Below are 16,507 nucleotides of genomic sequence, written 5' to 3' on the forward strand. Positions count from 1 at the left end.
CTCGAACTCGATGGGCCGAGGAAGTCCAGCCGTTCATGGATGCGCCGGTTGCCGAAGCCGTCGATGGCCCTGAGGTGAAACCCTCCCGCATTTGAAGGTCAGGCTTCGGGAGGTTTTCACCTCAGGGTCCGCCGATGTACTCGAAGAACACCAGGTTCGCCTCGGCCCGTGGTGGCGAGGACGTTGTCGTACGAGTCCCCGGCGGAGCCGACGATCCGCCAATTGCCGCTCTCAGCAGGCAAGTTGCGAACCTTGTGGATGGGTACTGTCAGCAACCTTCCGCGTGATGAATGAGCTTGGCGGGCTCGACGTCACGGAAGGCGAGGCGTTCTCCAGACTGGACAGCACCAGGTCCGGAACGACGGTGGCCATGGGTTCCCTCGCGCCTGAGGACGGCGTGCACGCGCAGCGAGTCGTGGATCCCGCCTCGTCCACCGGCGATCGATCATCCCCCGACAATGCCGAAATCCTTGCGTGCATTGTCAGATGACTGCGGAGCATGACCGAGCTCTGCCAGTGGGGATTGACGCAACTACCGCCTGACACTACGGTCAACTGCGACAACTCAATTACGCTGCTCGAACCGAAGCGGGAGAGCCCGCGCCATTGTGCGCGGCGCCGAAGGAGCAACTCTCCACAGAATCTCTCAGGCACAACTGCCGCTTCGGCCAGGCGACTCTGGAAAGACAGGACGTTTCGTCCTGCACCCGCGGTGCAAACCGCCGAACCGGCGGTGAAGCTCTCAGGTACCGATGACAGAGCGGGGAGGTCACCTTTCCAGTGCGCCGCGTTCGCGGTGCCCCCATGAGAGAGCCTCCCATCATGATCCCACCTGGGTTTTCCGCGTCCGGAGAGTTCGCTGCCCGTCACATCGGCATCAGCGACGCCGACCGGGCCAAGATGCTGGCCGAAATCGGTTACCCGACGCTGAACAGCCTCATCGACGCCGCCGTTCCGAGTGGTATCCGAAGCACCTCCGACTTGAACCTGCCCGCCGCCGCGACCGAGGCGGAGGCCCGTGCCGAACTCCTGGCGTTGGCGGGCCAGAACACTGTGGCCGTTGCGATGATCGGCCTCGGCTATCACGCGACCGTCACCCAGCGGTGATCAGGCGCAACGTTCTGGAAGACCCTGCGTGGTACACCGCCTACACGCCGTACCAGCCGGAGATCAGCCAGGGTCGGCTCGAGGCACTGATCAACTTCCAGACCATGGTGGGTGACCTCACCGGGTTGCCGACCGCCAACGCCTCGCTGCTCGACGAGAGTACGGCGGTTGCCGAGGCCGTCACGGCCATGCGCCGGGTCGCCCGCAAGAGCTGTCCCCATGTCCTGGTCGACCGTGACACCCTGCCACAGACCCTCGACGTCCTACGAACGCGTGCCGACGCGGCCGGTATCGAGGTCGTCGAGATCGACGTCGCCGAGCCGCTGCCCGAAGACGACTTCTTCGGCGTGGTGTTGGCCTACCCCGGCTGCTCGGGCGCGGTGCGCGACCTGCGCGAGGTGACCGCAGCGGCGCAGGCGCGCGGAGCGCTGGTCACGGTGACCGCCAACCTGAAGGCCCTCACCCTGCTCGTGCCGCCAGGCGAATACGGCGCCGACATCGTTGTGGGCTCGTCCCAGGGGTTCGGTGTCCCGTTGTTCTACGGCGGGCCGCACGCCGGCTACATCGCGGTCCGTGAAGGACTCGAACGTCAATTGCCCGGCCGACTCGTGGGCGTGTCCGTGGACGATACCGGCCGGCCGGCGTACCGTCTCGCTCTGCAGGCCCGCGAGCAGCACATCCGGCGCGACAAGGCGACCTCGAACATCTGCACGGCGCAGGTGCTGCTGGCCGTGGTTGCGTCGATGTACGCCGTCTACCACGGCCCCGATGGCCTGGCCGAGATCGCTCGACGGACGCACCGGTACGCCACGCTCATCGACGCGGGTCTGCGGGCGAACGGCATCACGGTGGTGCACCGTGAGTTCTTCGACACCCTGCTGGTTCGCGTCCCCGGCCGTGCTGGGGATGTCGTCGCAGCCGCGCATGACAAGGGCCTGCGACTGCGGCTGGTCGACGGCGACCACGTCGGCGTCTCCTGCTCCGAGGTCACGACGGTGGACCATGTCCACCTGGTGCTCGACGCCTTCGGCTGCGCCGGCAGTGACCTGGACGCCTTGGCTGACGGGACGGCAACGGCGCTTCCTACGGGGCTGCTGCGTATTTCTCCCTTCCTCACCCACGTCGTCTTCCACCAGCACCGCTCCGAGACCGCGATGCTGCGCTACCTGCGCAAGCTGTCCGACCGTGACTTCGCGCTGGACCGCGGCATGATTCCGCTCGGGTCCTGCACGATGAAACTCAACGCGACCACGGAGATAGAGCCGGTCAGCTGGCCCGGATTCGCGGACCTGCACCCGTTCGCGCCCCGCACGGACGCGGCCGGGTACCTGACCCTGATCGACCAGCTGGAGACATGGCTGGCCGAGGTCACCGGTTACGCCAAGGTCTCCATCCAGCCGAACGCCGGATCGCAGGGCGAACTCGCGGGCCTGCTGGCGATCCGCGGCTACCATCAGAGCAACGGCCAGGCCGGACGTGATGTGTGCCTGATCCCGGCGAGTGCGCACGGCACCAACGCCGCCTCCGCGGTCATGGCCGGGATGCGTGTCGTCGTGGTGGCGTCGCGGCCCGACGGCACGGTCGACCTGGACGACCTCGAGGCCAAGTGCGCCCAGCACGCCGACGACCTGGCCGCGATCATGGTGACCTACCCCTCGACGCACGGCGTCTACGAGGAGAGCATCACCGGGCTGTGCGAGTTGGTGCACGAGCACGGCGGGCAGGTGTACGTCGACGGCGCCAACCTCAACGCGCTGCTCGGGATCGCCCAGCCCGGCCGGTTCGGTGGCGACGTGTCCCACCTCAACCTGCACAAGACATTCTGCATCCCACACGGCGGCGGCGGACCGGGCGTCGGCCCCGTGGCGGTGGCCGAGCACCTCGCACCGTACCTGCCCACCCATCCGCTGCACCCTGACACCGAGCGCCGCGACGGGATCGGATCGGTGAGCGTCGCACCGTTCGGCAGTGCCGGCATCCTGCCGATCCCGTGGGCCTACATCCGGATGATGGGCGCAGACGGCCTGACCGAGGCGACCCGGACAGCCGTGCTGAGTGCCAACTACGTCGCCCGCCGCCTCGCACAGCACTTCCCCGTTCTGTACGCCGGCGAGGCCGGTCTCGTCGCGCACGAGTGCATCCTCGACGTACGCCCGGCCACCGCCGCCACGGGCGTGACGGTCGACGACATCGCCAAGCGGCTGATCGACTACGGCTTCCACGCGCCGACGATGAGCTTCCCGGTTCCCGGCACGCTGATGATCGAGCCGACGGAGAGCGAGAGCCTGGAGGAGCTGGACCGCTTCTGCGAGGCGATGATCTCGATCCGTGCGGAGATCGACTTCGTGGACACCGGCACGTGGACCCTCGAGGGGAGCCCGCTGCGGCATGCGCCGCACACCGCGGCCGCGATCGCCGGTCAGTGGACCCGGGCCTACTCGCGCGAGCGTGCCGTCTTCCCGGCGGGCGCCACACCGGACAAGTACTGGCCGCCGGTCGGCCGGATCGACCAGGCACACTGCGACCGCAACCTGGTCTGCTCCTGTCCGCCGCCCGAGTCCTTCGCGTCGTAACCCGACCGGTCACGGTCTGAGAGAGAACCAACATGTCCAAGAAGACACCCCTTCACGACGTCCATGCGCAGCTCGGTGTGTCGTTCACCGACTTCGCCGGCTGGTCCATGCCGCTTCGCTACACCTCCGAACTGGCCGAGCACCACGCCGTACGGAAAGCCGCCGGAATCTTCGACCTGACCCACAGGGGCGAGATCGAGCTGTCCGGTCCCGAAGCGGGCCGGGCGCTCGACCACGCACTGGTCGGGCGGCCGTCGAAGATCGCCGTCGGCCGCGCCCGTTACTCCATGCTGGTCCACGAGACGGGCGGCGTGCTCGACGACCTCGTCGTCTACCGCCTGGCCGAGGAGAAGTACCTCGTCGTGGCCAACGCCGGCAATGCACTGGTCGTGCTGTCCTGCCTGCGTGACCGGATCGACGGCTATCGCGCCACGATCAGGGACGCGTCCGGCGACTGGGCGCTGATCGCGGTCCAGGGACCGAACTCGCCGGCGATCGTCAGCGAACTGGCCGACGTGGATGTGGTGTCGCTGAAGTACTACGCGATCGACCCGGCACGGATCGCGGACCGCGACGTGCTGCTCGCCCGCACCGGCTACACCGGCGAGGACGGCTTCGAGATCTACTGCCGCCCCCAGGATGCGGTGGCCCTCTGGCAGGCCGTCAGCGCGGCAGGTGCGGCACACGGCTTGGCCCCCTGCGGCCTGGCCTGCCGCGACACCCTGCGCCTGGAGGCCGGCATGCCGTTGTACGGCCAGGAGCTCACCGTCCGCACCACACCGTTCGACGCGGGGCTGGGCCGAGTGGTGGCATTCGGGAAGCCCGGCGGGTTCGTCGGCGAGACGGCCCTTGCCGCCCTGCGCGACCAGGCACCGAGCCGCACCCTGGTCGGACTCGCCTCGACCGGCCGCCGCGCCCCGCGCACCGGCTACGCCGTACTGGACCCGGATACCGGCGAGCAGATCGGCGAGGTCACCTCGGGTGCCCTGTCGCCCACCCTCGGCCACCCCGTGGCGATGGCCTACGTGCCCGCCGAACGGAGCGAGCCCGGCACCAAGCTGCTCGTCGACGTCCGCGGCAGCCGGGCACACGCCGAGGTCGTCGCACTGCCCTTCTACCGCCGCCAAGCCTGATCACCTTTACGGGAGAAGCAAGACCATGAGCCTGCCCAGCCACCTGAAGTACACCAAGGACCACGAGTGGATCGCGACCGACGGCGAGGTGTCGACCGTCGGTGTCACCGCCCACGCCGCCGACGCGCTCGGCGACGTCGTCTACCTCGACCTGCCTGCCGTCGGCGCCACGATCACGGTCGGCGACACGTGCGGAGAGATCGAGTCGACCAAGTCCGTGAGCGACCTGTTCGCCCCCGCGGACGGCGAGGTCGTCGAGATCAACGAAGCCGTGGTCGCCAACCCCGGCCTGGTCAACAGCGACCCGTTCGGAGCGGGCTGGCTGTTCCAAATGCGGATCACCGGTACGCCGAATCTGCTGGACGCGGCCGCCTACGCGGCCCTCACCCAAGGCGCCTGAAGATGTCTGTCCTGGACCGCACTCTCGCCGACTTCGACCCCGAGGTGCACGCCGCCGTACGGGCCGAGCTGCGGCGCCAGCAAAGCACACTGGAGATGATCGCGAGCGAGAACTTCGCACCGGTCTCGGTGATGGAGGCACAGGGCTCCGTCCTGACCAACAAGTACGCCGAGGGCTACCCGGGGCGCCGCTACTACGGTGGCTGCGAACACGTCGATGTGACGGAGTCCCTCGCCATCGACCGGGTGAAGGCGCTGTTCGGTGCGGCCTTCGCCAATGTGCAGCCGCACTCCGGCGCCCAGGCGAACGCCGCCGCGATGACGGCGCTCCTCAAGCCGGGGGGCACCATTCTCGGCCTGGACCTCGCGCACGGGGGTCACCTCACCCACGGCATGCGAATCAACTTCTCCGGCAAGCTCTACAACGTCGTCGCCTACCACGTCTTCAAGGAGACCAGCCGCGTCGACATGGCCGAAGTGGAGCGGCTCGCCGAGGAGCACCGGCCGCAGCTGATCATCGCGGACTGGTCGGCGTATCCCCGGCAGCTGGACTTCGCCGCCTTCCGGCGGATCGCGGACCAGGTCGGCGCGTATCTGATGGTGGACATGGCGCACTTCGCCGGGCTGGTCGCCGCCGGGCTCCATCTGAGTCCGGTGCCGTACGCCGACGTGGTCACCACCACGCACAAGACGCTCGGCGGCCCGCGCGGCGGAGTGGTGCTGACCAACCGCCAGGACGTCGCAAGGAAGGTCAACAGTGCGGTCTTCCCCGGCCAGCAGGGCGGCCCGCTGGAGCACGTGATCGCGGCCAAGGCCGTCGCCTTCAAGATGGCGTCCGAGCCGGCGTTCCGCGAGCGCCAGGAGCGCACCGTCGCGGGCGCCCGGCTCCTCGCCGAGCGGCTGAGCGCTCCCGATGTCGCGGACACGGGTGTGTCGGTGCTGTCGGGCGGTACCGACGTGCACCTGGTGCTGGTCGACCTGCGGGGGGGCGCAGCTCGACGGGCAGCAGGCGGAAGACCGCCTGCACGGCACCGGCATCACGGTGAACCGCAACGCCGTACCGTTCGATCCCCGCCCGCCGATGGTGACCTCCGGGCTCCGGATCGGTACACCGGCCCTGGCCGGCCGTGGCTTCGCGGAAGCCGAATTCGCCGAGGTCGCCGAGGTCGCCGAGGTCGCCGAGGTCGCCGACATCATCGCCGAGGCCCTCAAGCCGGCCTACGACGAGAGCATCGCCGCCAAACTACGGAGCCGTGTGGCCGCGCTCGCCGCCGCACACCCGTTGTACCCGGAGCTGTGAGATGAGTGGCCTCACCCCCTCCCCCGCGCCGGACGGCCGCAGGCTGCTGCGGCTGGAGGTGCGGAACAGCCGTACCCCGGTCGAGCGCAAGCCCGAGTGGATCAAGGCTCGGGCGAAGATGGGACCCGAGTACAACCAGCTGCGCAGCCTTGGTCGAGAGCGAGGATCTGCACACGGTGTGCCAGGAGGCGCGCTGCCCGAACATCTTCGAGTGCTGGGAGGATCGCGAGGCCTCTTTCCTCATCGGCGGTGACCAGTGCACCCGGCGCTGCGACTTCTGCCAGATCGACACCGGCAAGCCCCCGCCTCTGGACCGGGACGAGCCGCGCCGGGTGGCCGAGTCCGTGGCCACGATGGGGTTGAGGTACGCCACCATCACCGGGGTGGCCCGCGACGATCTGGCAGACGGCGGTGCCTGGTTGTACGCCGAGACGGTCCGGCACATCCACGCGCTGAACCCGGATACCGGAGTGGAGAACCTGGTCCCGGACTTCAACGGCGTCCCCGAACTGCTGGCCCAGGTGTTCGAGTCCCGGCCGGAGGCGTTGGCGCACAACGTCGAGACGGTACCGCGGTTCTTCAAGCGCATCCGGCCCGCGTTCCGCTACGAGCGGTCTCTCGGGGTGCTCACCGCGGCACGGGAGTTCGGGCTGGTCACCAAGTCGAATCTGATCCTGGGCATGGGCGAGGCCCGGCAGGAGATCTCGACCGCGTTGCGGGACCTGCACGACGCCGGGTGCGATCTGATCACCATCACCCAGTATCTACGGCCCTCGGTTCGGCACCACCCGGTGGACCGGTGGGTCAGGCCCGAGGAATTCGTCGAACTGAGGCAAGAAGCCGAGGAGATCGGCTTCGCCGGAGTGATGTCGGGTCCTCTGGTCCGCTCCTCCTACCGAGCAGGACGGCTCTACCAGCAGGCCTTGACGGCTTCACGCCGCGGGGCGTAGCCGATCAGGGTTCGGACGTGCGCAGGCATCCGTTCGGGGCACCCATCCGAAAAGGGTGACGGCTCCCCGAACAGGGGAAGGCCACTGTGCAACTCTCCCTGAAAGGGCAAGTTCAGTCATGGAGTTGCGCAATGGCCTTCTTCGAGCCTGATTTGCCGCACCGGACCCGTTCGCGGAGCGCCTGGGTGCCCGCGGCTGGCTCGACGCTCTGCGCGACACTGTCAGCCACCGATTGCTCGCCGTCCAGCACATCAGTGACCGCCACCCGCTGGATCCCGATCATGCACGCAACGCGCAGCAGTAAGGGGCCGGCGCATGGGCAATCCGTCCGTGTTGACGACCGCAGCCACGCCGACCGCAGCGAGAAGCTGTCGTTCGCCTTCGACGACTCCGTGTGCCCGACTCAGATCGCCGTGCGGGCGACCACGGACATGACCGTGCAGGCCGTCGGCTCCCGTTCGGGTTCGTGGCTGCCGTACGCGTCACGCTCGCAGATTTCCGGCGATGCGACGACCCGGTGAGCGGGACCCTACGAGTGGCTGTTCCCCACGGGGACGGGCTGCTGGAGGACATGCGCCGGGTCCATGTCGAACTGTTCGGCTCGCTCGGCGCCTCCGGGCACGGGCACGGCGTGCAAGCGGTCATGCTCGGTCTGAATGGTCCCCCCAAACACGTCGCCCCGCGCTGGCCGGACCGGTCATGGACCGGGTCCGTACGACGCTGAGCCTGCGCCTGCTCGACAAGCGCCTCGTCGCTGCGGACCTACTCCGTCGGCGGCGGTTTCGTGCTGCGCGACGACGAGTCCGACGCCCTCCGGATCGTCCCCGACGCCACGCCGGTGCGTTACCTGTGCTCTACCGACGCGAAGCTGCCGGCGCACACCAGGGCCACCGGCCTCTCCGTCAGTTCGATCACGGTGGGGAACGAACTGGCCTGGTGCGGGCAGGTTCATGCACGACGAACCGGTGGGCTACCCATGCGATTGCGGGATCACCTGCTGGTGATCCCGCAATCGCCCGCCCTCTTCAATGCCCGGGCGGGCACCAGCGGCTCTATGCGGACCCACTGGTGGCCGGGCAACGAGAGGCCCAAGCCGGCTATCGGATGATGCGGAGGTGACGGCCCAGTTAGCCGAGGCCGTGAAATTCTCGGAGGTGGCCGGCGAGGACGTCGTCGCCGAAGTCGCCTTCCGGGTCGCGCCAGACCGTGTGAATGTGGTTGACGTCGCGCTGGGTGTTGTCGTACTCCGCCAGCAAGCGAGGGCCCTGGAGGCGGTAGTAGTGCGGCTGGCCACGCTCGACGCCGCCGGCCCAGGCGAAGTGGATGTCGTGGAGCTTGTCACCGGTGAATTTCGCCGCCTCGCGCTCGGCGAGTTCCTCGGGGATCCGGCCGAGGTACACCTCCAGCAGCGCCCGCAGCTGTTCCTGCTGTCCGGCGGACATGCGGGCAGCCGACAGCCCCTTCGGCGCCGTGGTCAGCTTGACGGCTTCGTGGTCCTCCGGTTGGGCTCCTGCCTGCTTTTCCGCGTCGCCGTGCATCGACTGGACCCGCTCGGCCAGGTGCGGCTCGGTGAACCGTCCGCGCCAGAGCTCCGGCAGCGCCATCACCAGGTCGCCGTCACCGATGCGCGGGCGGTTTCCGCCGACGATGTCGACCGGGGCGACGGGAGAGAGGAGGGCACGGGCCGCCTGCTCCTCGTCGAGCGAGCGGACCAGGTCCCGCGCCAGGTCCTCCGCGGCACCAAGTGGACGCAGAAGGTGCGGGCCGAGCAGCGGGGATTCGGCGGGATCGGCCCCGAGGAAGCTCGGGCTGCTGCCCACCACCCGTCCGTCGGCGATCGCATGCTGCACCGACACGTGGTGGCCGCCGAACCGCCAGGACCACGGTCCGTCCACGCTCGGCTCGCCGAAGATCTGCAGCCAGTACATCTGGGGGTCGCGTCCACGTTCCCGCCCCCAGCCCACCTGCCAGCCCTCCACCTGGTCCAGGACGTTCTCCAGGCCCATGATCGTCGAGGCTGTCACGTAACCGGCCCGGGAGAGGCCGGTCGCGACGAGCTGCATCGCCAGGCTCTGCTGCGCCGGACGCATCCGAAGCAGCGGGAGTCCCCCGTGGTCGGTCGGCGTGTAGTACCAGCGGTGGCGTTCCTCCTCGGACGGCCACGGCAGTACGGCCGCCGCACGCTGCCCGCCGTCGAGGCTCTCCAGCCAGGCCCTCGCGGCCTCGACCATGCCCACGGCCGGATTCCGTTCCGTCATCGTTTCCCTTCCTCGGCGGTTAACCGGCCCTCAGGGGGCGACAGTGGTGCAAATATGCGGCGTGGTGAGCCCGGGGATGGCGAATACCCCGAGGACAACGCCAGGGAGGAATGTGAGAGCCGCCCTCACACGTACACGACGCCGTGGTCAGGCTGCTCTCAAGCAGTCCGGAGAGCTCGTGGGGGTCTCGCCGCAGCAGGCCGGAGCACCGGCACCACGTCAAGATCGCCCTGCCGGACCAGGAGGTGTGTGGGACAGGCCCGGCAGACCACCTGCGCCGAAGTCACCGACGGCCGGCGGGCCGTGGCTCAGGGACGGCCGAAGGTGGCGAGCGAGTCGACGCGGAGTTCGAAGAGGATGCGTCGCTCGTTGCCTCCCGGTTCGCGCAGCGCATACGGCCCGGGCTTGCCTATGTATTTGGTCCACATGCGATCGAGCTGTGCGGTCACCCGGGGGCCCTCAGCGGGATCGTCCTCGGAGATCTCCCGGCTGACCGTGGCCTTGATACTCATCCAGTGGTAAGGGTTCTCAGGATTCATCAGCAGGAACGACGCCTTGGGCGTGCGGCGCAGCCACTCGACCTTCTTGCGGTGGGACGCCAGGTTCAACAGCACCAGGTCCCCCTCATAGTCGAACCACACCGGGGTCAGGTTGGACAGGCCGGTGCTGCCGGTGACGGACACGACCGCGGTGACCGGCCCGTCGAGCAGCTGTTTGTAGATGGGGTCGAGGTCGCTGAGGCTCGTCACGGCGGCACGGTCGCCAATTTGGAACTGGCCCGCCTGGGTGCCGTCGGCGACATCCCGGAACTTCGACACGGAGATCGACATCTTCCAACTCCTCACCGATGAGAAGGGGGTATGAGGCCGACCGTAGGTGGTGGTTCGCCCCTGGTGATATGGGGCGCAGCACAGCTGGCCCGTTCATTTCTGTGATCCCGCACAGTGAACCCTCGGCGGTGGGCCCACATGCTGTGACGACCGGCAAGGGCCCCGGCAAGAGGGGAGTGACGTGCATCAGTGACATCCTGGCAGCCGGCTACGAGGTCGGCGTCCTCAGCGGCCAGGTACAGGTGGCCCCGGGCTGGGCGCCGCCCACGCCGTCGGCGAGGGCGAGGTGCACAAGCTGGTCGGCAAATCGACCGACGGCCACGGCGCCACCATCGATGCCGTCGGCTTCCCCGGCGCCCTCGACGCCAGACAGCTCATCAGCCGCCGCCTCCCACCCGACGAGCCGCCCACGGCGCCTTCCTGTGGGCCGCTGAGACCGGCGCCCTCGAAGTCGTCCTCAGCATCTGACCACCGTACCAAGGAGTTTCATGTCTTCCGCCCCTTCCCTGTTCGATCCCGTCGCGATCGGTGCACTCAAGCTGGCGAACCGTCTGGTCATGGCGCCGCTCACCCGCACCCGTGCGCACGCCGACGGGCGCCCTGGTCCGTCCGCCGAGCGCTACTACACGCAGCGCGCCAGCGCCGGCCTGATCGTCTCCGAAGGAACCTGCATCTCCCCTGAGGCCGTCGGCAACCCCGGCATTCCCGGCCTGTGGAGCGACGAGCAGGTCGAGGCCTGGGCGCCGGTGGTCGACGCCGTGCACGCCGAGGGTGGCCTCATCGTCGCTCAGCTCTGGCACACCGGCCGTGCTTCCCATCCCACCGTCCAGCCCGACGGCAAGACGCCGGCCGGCCCCTCCGCCATCGCCATCGAGGGCAGCCTGAGCTACGCGAGGGACGGCTGGGTCCCCTTCGTCAAGCCCCGCGCGCTGGAGATCGAGGAGATCCCCGCAATCGTCGCCCAGTACGGCGTGGCTGCCCGCAACGCACAACGGGCCGGTTTCGACGGCGTCGAACTCCACGCCGCGAACGGCTACCTCATCGACCAGTTCCTCCAGGACAACGCCAACCACCGTACCGACGCCTACGGCGGCCCCGTGGCCAACCGCGCACGGCTGCTGATGGAGGTCGTCGAGGAACTGATCCGCGTCGTCGGAGCCGACCGTGTCGGCGTGCGGCTCTCGCCCAGCAGCGCCTTCCAGGACATGGCCGACTCGCAGCCCCAGGAGCTCTTCGACCACGTGCTGCGTGCGCTCTCCCCGCTGGGCCTGGCCTTCGTGCACCTGGTCGAACCCGGTATCTCCGGCTACGAGAGCAGCGCCCGGCCGGCCGACGCCATCGACAGCGCCTGGGTGCGCCGGCGCTACACCGGTACGCTGATCGCCGCCGGCGGCTACACCAAGGGCACGGCGGCCGAGGCAGTCGCCTCCGGCAGCGCCGACGCGATCGCGTTCGGCCGGGCTTTCATCGCCAACCCGGACCTGCCGCAGCGCTTCGCCCAGGACGCCCCGCTCAACGAACCCGACACGGCGACCTTCTACGGTCGCGGCGACCACGGCTACATCGACTACCCGTCGCTGGCCGACGATCCCGCCGCTTGATGGGCACACGTTGATCGAAGTCTGGCCGCACGTGTGGGCTGCACAGCGGTCACCCAAGGCGAACTGAGCTGACGTGGGCGGAGCATGAACTGCCCGCCCGTGTCAGCCGGGTCGACTGCTTCTCGTTGCCCTCTTCGACTTCTCTGAGCCGGTGCAACGCCGGCGAACCGAACCGGAGTTGGTAGCACGAGTTCGGGTGTGCGGAATGCCCCGAACACCAGTGGGCATTCGGCGTGTCGTTCAGTATGCCGACGCGGCCGTCGCCCGCCCCACTGACGTCAGAGACTAAGGACTCTTGAATATGAGCAGCGCCTCCCCTGGGTCTCGCTTGTTCAACAGCGACAACGCGGCAGGCACGTCTCCGGAGATTCTCGATGCCGTGTCCGGGGCAGCATCCGGTCAGGCCCGGCCATACGGTGCCGACAGCATCACCAGCAGCGTGAGGCGCCGCCTGTGCGACATCTTCGAGCGTGACGTCGACGTACTGCTGGTCTCCTCGGGTACTGCCGCGAACGCACTGTGTCTGGCCGCCCTGGCCCCGCCCTGGGGCAGCGTGCTGTGCCATCGCGAGAGTCACATCAACACCGACGAATGCGGGGCACCGGAGTTCTTCACCGCGGGTGCGAAACTCGCCCCGTTCGGCGGCGAAGACGCCAAGATCGACCCTGCCGAACTGAGACTGGGCGTGCGGCAAAAAGCCGGGGACATCCACAGTGTCCAGCCCTCCGTGGTGAGCCTCACCCAGGCCACCGAGACCGGAGCCGTCTACGCAGTCGACGAGATCCTCGCTCTGGGCTCCATCACCAAGGATGCCGGCCTGCGCCTGCACATGGATGGGGCGCGTTTCGCCGGAGCCGTAGCCTCCCTGGGCTGCACTCCCGCCGAGATGACCTGGCGAGCGGGGGTTGATCTGTTGTCCTTCGGGGCCACCAAGAACGGCACGATGACCGCCGACGCCATTGTCGTCTTCGACCGCACGCTCACCGCTGAACTGGCCTTCCGGGCCAAGCGCGCCGGTCAGCTCGCCGCCAAGATGCGCTTTCACGCCGCTCAGCTCGACGCCTACCTGACCGACGGCTTGTGGCTGCGCAACGCGACGCATGCAAACGCCATGGCGGCGCGCCTTCAAGAGGGCCTGAAGGCCAACACTGAAGTCGAACTGGTCGGTGCCGCCGATGCCAACATCCTCTTCTGCCGCATGCCCCGGGAGATCACCGAAGGGCTGCTGTCGGACGGCTACGTCTTCTACCACGACCGCTGGGAGCCGGGCGTCGTCCGCTTCGTCACCTCCTTCGCCACCACACCGCAGGACGTCGCCGATCTGCTTGGTGCCATTCGTCGATACACCGCTCACCAGTAGTCCGCGATGCGCGTCGCGGCACTCCGAGCCTGCGTCGGCGAGGCAGTCACACCGGCCATCGCGGAGAGCAGCTTCTTCGCTGAGGTCGCCGTGGAACTGCTGGAGGGCAAGTACGCGTAGACCTGCGAACTCGGCGCTGTCGCTGCCGAGTTCGCTCAGGCGCGCTCAGTCGTACGGGACACCCTCCCCTGAGGCGCCCACGACACCCTGCCCCAGTCCGCTGACAGGGACGAACAGGAACGAAAGGAAGACGCACCCTCATGACGTCGATACAGACCGAAGCCCAGCAAAGCGGAGACCCAGCCGCGTCGTCCGTGCCCGACGAGGGCTATCGGCGCGCGCTCAGCCCCCGCCAGGTCCAGATGATGGCCATCGGCGGCGCCATCGGGATCGGTCTCTTCTACGGGTCCGCCAGCGGCATCTCCAAGGTCGGGCCGAGCCTGATCGCGTGCTACGCCGCTGCCGGCGTCGTGATCTTCTTCATCATGCGGGCCCTGGGTGAGTTGCTCACGTACCGGCCCACTTCCGGCAGTTTCGCCGACCACGCCCGCGAGTTCCTCGGCCCGTTCGCAGGGTTCGTCACCGGCTGGTCGTACTGGGCCCTGTGGATCACATCCGTCATGTCGGAGATCACCGCGTCCGGGTTCTACATCAACTACTGGTGGCCGTCCGTACCCGTCTGGGTGACTGCGGCGGTCGCCCTCGGCGTGCTCTTCCTCGCGAACCTCATCTCCGTGAAGATCTTCGGCGAGCTGGAGTACTGGTTCTGCACCGTCAAGGTCGTCGCGATCATCGGGATGATCGTCATCGGCGTCGGCGTGCTCACCTTCGGCTTCTCGTCGGTCGGGGACACGGCCTCGGTCACCCATTTGTGGGCCGACGGCGGTTTCGCACCGAACGGTGCGTGGCACGCGATGCTGGCCATGCAGGGTGTCATCTTCGCCTACCTCGGCGTGGAGCTGGTCGGCGTCACCGCGGGTGAGGCCGAGAATCCCAAGAAGACACTGCGCAAGGCGATCAACACCCTCCCCATCCGCATCGGCATCTTCTACGTCGGTGCGCTGGTCGTCCTGATGTCCGTCCTCAGCTGGACCAAGTACACCCCCGGCGTCAGTCCCTTCGTGCAGGTCTTCGCCCAGGTCGGTATCCCGGCGGCGGCAAGCATCATGAACTTCGTCGTACTGACCGCCGCTCTGTCCTCCTGCAATTCCGGCATGTTCTCCACCGGCCGCATGCTGCGCGGACTGGCCCTCAACGGTGAGGCACCACGGGCCATGGCCAAGCTCAGCTCCCGTAAACTGCCGCTCCCCGCGCTCGTCCTGTCCACGCTGGTCATGGGTGTCGGCGTGGTTGTCAACGTGATCTCGCCGGGCAAGGCGTTCATCTACATCACTTCGGTCTCCACGTGCGTGGGTCTGTGGACCTGGATCACGATCGTCGTCTGTCACATGCGCTACCGCTCCAAGGTCCGTGCCGGTGAGCTGCCTGCTTCGGACTTTCGTATGCCGGGCGCTCCGGTAACCAACTGGATCGCCCTTCTTTCGCTCGGCTTCGTCGTCATCCTGATGGCGGCGGATGCCAACGCCCGTCTTGGTCTGTACGTCTGGGGCGTCTGGTTCGCGGTCCTCACTGTCGGCTACGGCATCTCCAAGCGCGTGTCCGCGCAATCCGACTCACGCCATCTCCGAGCGTAGTGACGCCCGTTCCGGTACCTCGGGGTCCGAGCAGCCGGCCCGCGTGCCCCGCCGGGGGAGGCTCATCGGGCCGTGCGGCCGCACGGCACCGAAGTTCAGCTTCCAGGCGCTCGGACCGGGCGACATCGTCCGCAGAGGACTCAGGTGGAGCCACGCATCCCGGCGCCTCACACGGGAACGGCTGCGGCCCCTGTGAGGTCGTCGAGGGCCGGGTAGTCGGTGTAGCCACGGTGATCGCCGCCGTACAGGCCGGTCTCCACCGGGGTGTCAAGGCGGGCTCCGGTGCGCAGGCGGGTAACGAAGTCCGGGTTGGCGATGAAGCCTCGGCCGAAGGCAACCAGGTCGGCGCCGCGCCGCAGCCAGGCATGGGCGGCGCGTTCCTTGGTGGTGTCGTTGGGGTCGGCCGCCCGGGGGGACCATCAGCGCGGTGGGCCACAGATCGCGTATCTGCTCGTCGAGCGTGTGGTCACCGGTCTCGGTGAGGTGAAGATAGCCGATGCGGTCGGGTGCCAGGGTCTGGATCAGTGTGGGGTATGTGTGGTGTGCGAGCGGTTCCCGCAGGCCTCCATAGCTGTCGCAGGGCGAGATGCGCAGGCCCACGCGCTCGGGCCCGATCGCCGCGGCCACGGCCCGCACCGTCTGGGCGGTGAGGCAGGCGTGTCCCTCCGGGGTGACGCCCCAGCCGTCGGTGCGGGCATTGGCGTTGTCGGCGAGGAACTGGTGGAGCTGGTAGCCGTTGGCAGCATGGATCTCGACACCGTCCAGTCCTGCGGCCACGGCGCGCCGGGCGGCCTGGGCAAAGGCGTCGATGACTGTGTGGATCTGCGGTTCCGCCAGCGCATGCGGCTGGACTGCGGGTCGCCGCCCGCCGGCTGTGTAGACCTCGGTGTCGACGGTTCGTGCGGATGGGGCGACGGGCTGCGAGTCGCCGGGCAGGAAGGACGGGTGGGCCAGACGTCCGGCATGGACCAGTTGGACGAAGATCCGGCCCCTGCGGGCGTGGACGGCGTCCTCGACGCGCGCCCAGCCGCGTTGGTGGGCGTCGGTGTGCAGGCCCGGGGCACCTGGCCCGATGCGGCCGTCCTCGGCGACGTGGGTGCTCTCGGCGACGATCAGGCCGGCGCCGGCCCGCTGTGCGTAGTAGGTGGCCATGAGGTCGGTGGGAGTGCCGTCGGCGCCCGCCCGTGCCCGCGACATGGGGGCCATGACGACGCGGTTGGGAAAGCTGAGGGGGCCCAGGCCGAATGATTCGAACAAAGTGGCATTCACAGTGCTGCTCCTCGCGAGGACGGGTCGGGGCAG

11 protein-coding genes, 3 pseudogenes and 1 riboswitch are annotated in these 16,507 nt (G+C 68.4%); of the genes and pseudogenes, 11 read left to right on the forward strand and 3 right to left on the reverse strand.

Going from position 1 to position 16,507, the window contains the following annotated elements; all coding sequences use genetic code 11:
- The first annotated feature begins 579 nt into the window (after positions 1–579).
- A riboswitch (glycine riboswitch) is annotated at positions 580–672 on the forward strand.
- 150 nt (positions 673–822) lie between these two features.
- From gcvP to ACZ69M_RS49480, 8 genes and pseudogenes are all read left to right on the forward strand, one after another.
- A pseudogene (gene gcvP, locus ACZ69M_RS49445) lies at positions 823–3,680 on the forward strand (aminomethyl-transferring glycine dehydrogenase).
- A 32-nt stretch (positions 3,681–3,712) separates the two neighbouring features.
- Positions 3,713–4,813, forward strand: coding sequence for a glycine cleavage system aminomethyltransferase GcvT (gcvT, locus tag ACZ69M_RS49450; RefSeq protein ID WP_470060268.1), 1,101 nt, complete (start codon positions 3,713–3,715; stop codon positions 4,811–4,813).
- Positions 4,814–4,838: 25 nt separating this feature from the next.
- Positions 4,839–5,213 (forward strand): glycine cleavage system protein GcvH, encoded by a 375-nt coding sequence (gene gcvH, locus ACZ69M_RS49455; RefSeq protein ID WP_470060269.1) that lies wholly within the window; start codon positions 4,839–4,841, stop codon positions 5,211–5,213.
- Positions 5,214–5,215: 2 nt separating this feature from the next.
- Positions 5,216–6,512: pseudogene (gene glyA / locus ACZ69M_RS49460) on the forward strand (serine hydroxymethyltransferase).
- A gap of 1 nt (position 6,513) precedes the next feature.
- Positions 6,514–7,462: pseudogene (lipA, locus tag ACZ69M_RS49465) on the forward strand (lipoyl synthase).
- 131 nt (positions 7,463–7,593) lie between these two features.
- A complete protein-coding gene (locus ACZ69M_RS49470) occupies positions 7,594–7,983 on the forward strand; it encodes a hypothetical protein (RefSeq protein WP_470060270.1) in 390 nt (129 codons plus the stop codon).
- A 14-nt stretch (positions 7,984–7,997) separates the two neighbouring features.
- The gene (locus ACZ69M_RS49475) at positions 7,998–8,186 is read left to right on the forward strand and encodes a serine dehydratase beta chain (protein ID WP_470060271.1); all 189 of its coding nucleotides are present in this window, start codon (positions 7,998–8,000) and stop codon (positions 8,184–8,186) included.
- 60 nt (positions 8,187–8,246) lie between these two features.
- Complete coding sequence (locus tag ACZ69M_RS49480) at positions 8,247–8,570, forward strand: hypothetical protein (RefSeq protein WP_470060272.1); 324 nt, start codon at positions 8,247–8,249, stop codon at positions 8,568–8,570.
- 19 nt (positions 8,571–8,589) lie between these two features.
- Here the strand turns inward: ACZ69M_RS49480 and ACZ69M_RS49485 are convergent, their stop codons facing one another.
- Positions 8,590–9,720: a DUF3500 domain-containing protein gene (locus tag ACZ69M_RS49485; RefSeq protein ID WP_470060273.1), complete on the reverse strand. Its 1,131-nt coding sequence runs from the start codon at positions 9,718–9,720 to the stop codon at positions 8,590–8,592.
- A 308-nt stretch (positions 9,721–10,028) separates the two neighbouring features.
- Positions 10,029–10,550, reverse strand: a complete 522-nt coding sequence (locus ACZ69M_RS49490; RefSeq protein ID WP_470060274.1) for a pyridoxamine 5'-phosphate oxidase family protein — start codon at positions 10,548–10,550, stop codon at positions 10,029–10,031.
- 488 nt (positions 10,551–11,038) lie between these two features.
- On the opposite strand from ACZ69M_RS49490, the gene ACZ69M_RS49495 reads away from it, so the two are divergent.
- From ACZ69M_RS49495 to ACZ69M_RS49505, 3 genes are all read left to right on the forward strand, one after another.
- A complete protein-coding gene (locus tag ACZ69M_RS49495) occupies positions 11,039–12,151 on the forward strand; it encodes an alkene reductase (RefSeq protein ID WP_470060275.1) in 1,113 nt (370 codons plus the stop codon).
- Positions 12,152–12,452: 301 nt separating this feature from the next.
- Entirely contained in the window at positions 12,453–13,511 is a 1,059-nt protein-coding gene (locus tag ACZ69M_RS49500) for a threonine aldolase family protein (RefSeq protein WP_470060276.1), read from the forward strand.
- 260 nt (positions 13,512–13,771) lie between these two features.
- Complete coding sequence (locus ACZ69M_RS49505) at positions 13,772–15,205, forward strand: amino acid permease (protein WP_470060277.1); 1,434 nt, start codon at positions 13,772–13,774, stop codon at positions 15,203–15,205.
- Between the two features lie 267 nt (positions 15,206–15,472).
- On the opposite strand, the gene ACZ69M_RS49510 is transcribed toward ACZ69M_RS49505, so the two are convergent.
- Positions 15,473–16,474, reverse strand: coding sequence for an oxidoreductase (locus ACZ69M_RS49510; RefSeq protein WP_470060278.1), 1,002 nt, complete (start codon positions 16,472–16,474; stop codon positions 15,473–15,475).
- Between the last annotated feature and the right edge of the window lie 33 nt (positions 16,475–16,507).

The organism is Streptomyces sp. NPDC107454, assembly GCF_055582885.1.

Coding starts and splice junctions, on each gene's coding strand:
- gcvT (WP_470060268.1), top strand. CDS start 3,713: ATGTCCAAGAAGACACCCCTTCACGACGTCCATGCGCAGCTCGGTGTG.
- gcvH (WP_470060269.1), top strand. CDS start 4,839: ATGAGCCTGCCCAGCCACCTGAAGTACACCAAGGACCACGAGTGGATC.
- ACZ69M_RS49470 (WP_470060270.1), top strand. CDS start 7,594: ATGGCCTTCTTCGAGCCTGATTTGCCGCACCGGACCCGTTCGCGGAGC.
- ACZ69M_RS49485 (WP_470060273.1), bottom strand. CDS start 9,720: ATGACGGAACGGAATCCGGCCGTGGGCATGGTCGAGGCCGCGAGGGCC.
- ACZ69M_RS49490 (WP_470060274.1), bottom strand. CDS start 10,550: ATGTCGATCTCCGTGTCGAAGTTCCGGGATGTCGCCGACGGCACCCAG.
- ACZ69M_RS49495 (WP_470060275.1), top strand. CDS start 11,039: ATGTCTTCCGCCCCTTCCCTGTTCGATCCCGTCGCGATCGGTGCACTC.
- ACZ69M_RS49500 (WP_470060276.1), top strand. CDS start 12,453: ATGAGCAGCGCCTCCCCTGGGTCTCGCTTGTTCAACAGCGACAACGCG.
- ACZ69M_RS49505 (WP_470060277.1), top strand. CDS start 13,772: ATGACGTCGATACAGACCGAAGCCCAGCAAAGCGGAGACCCAGCCGCG.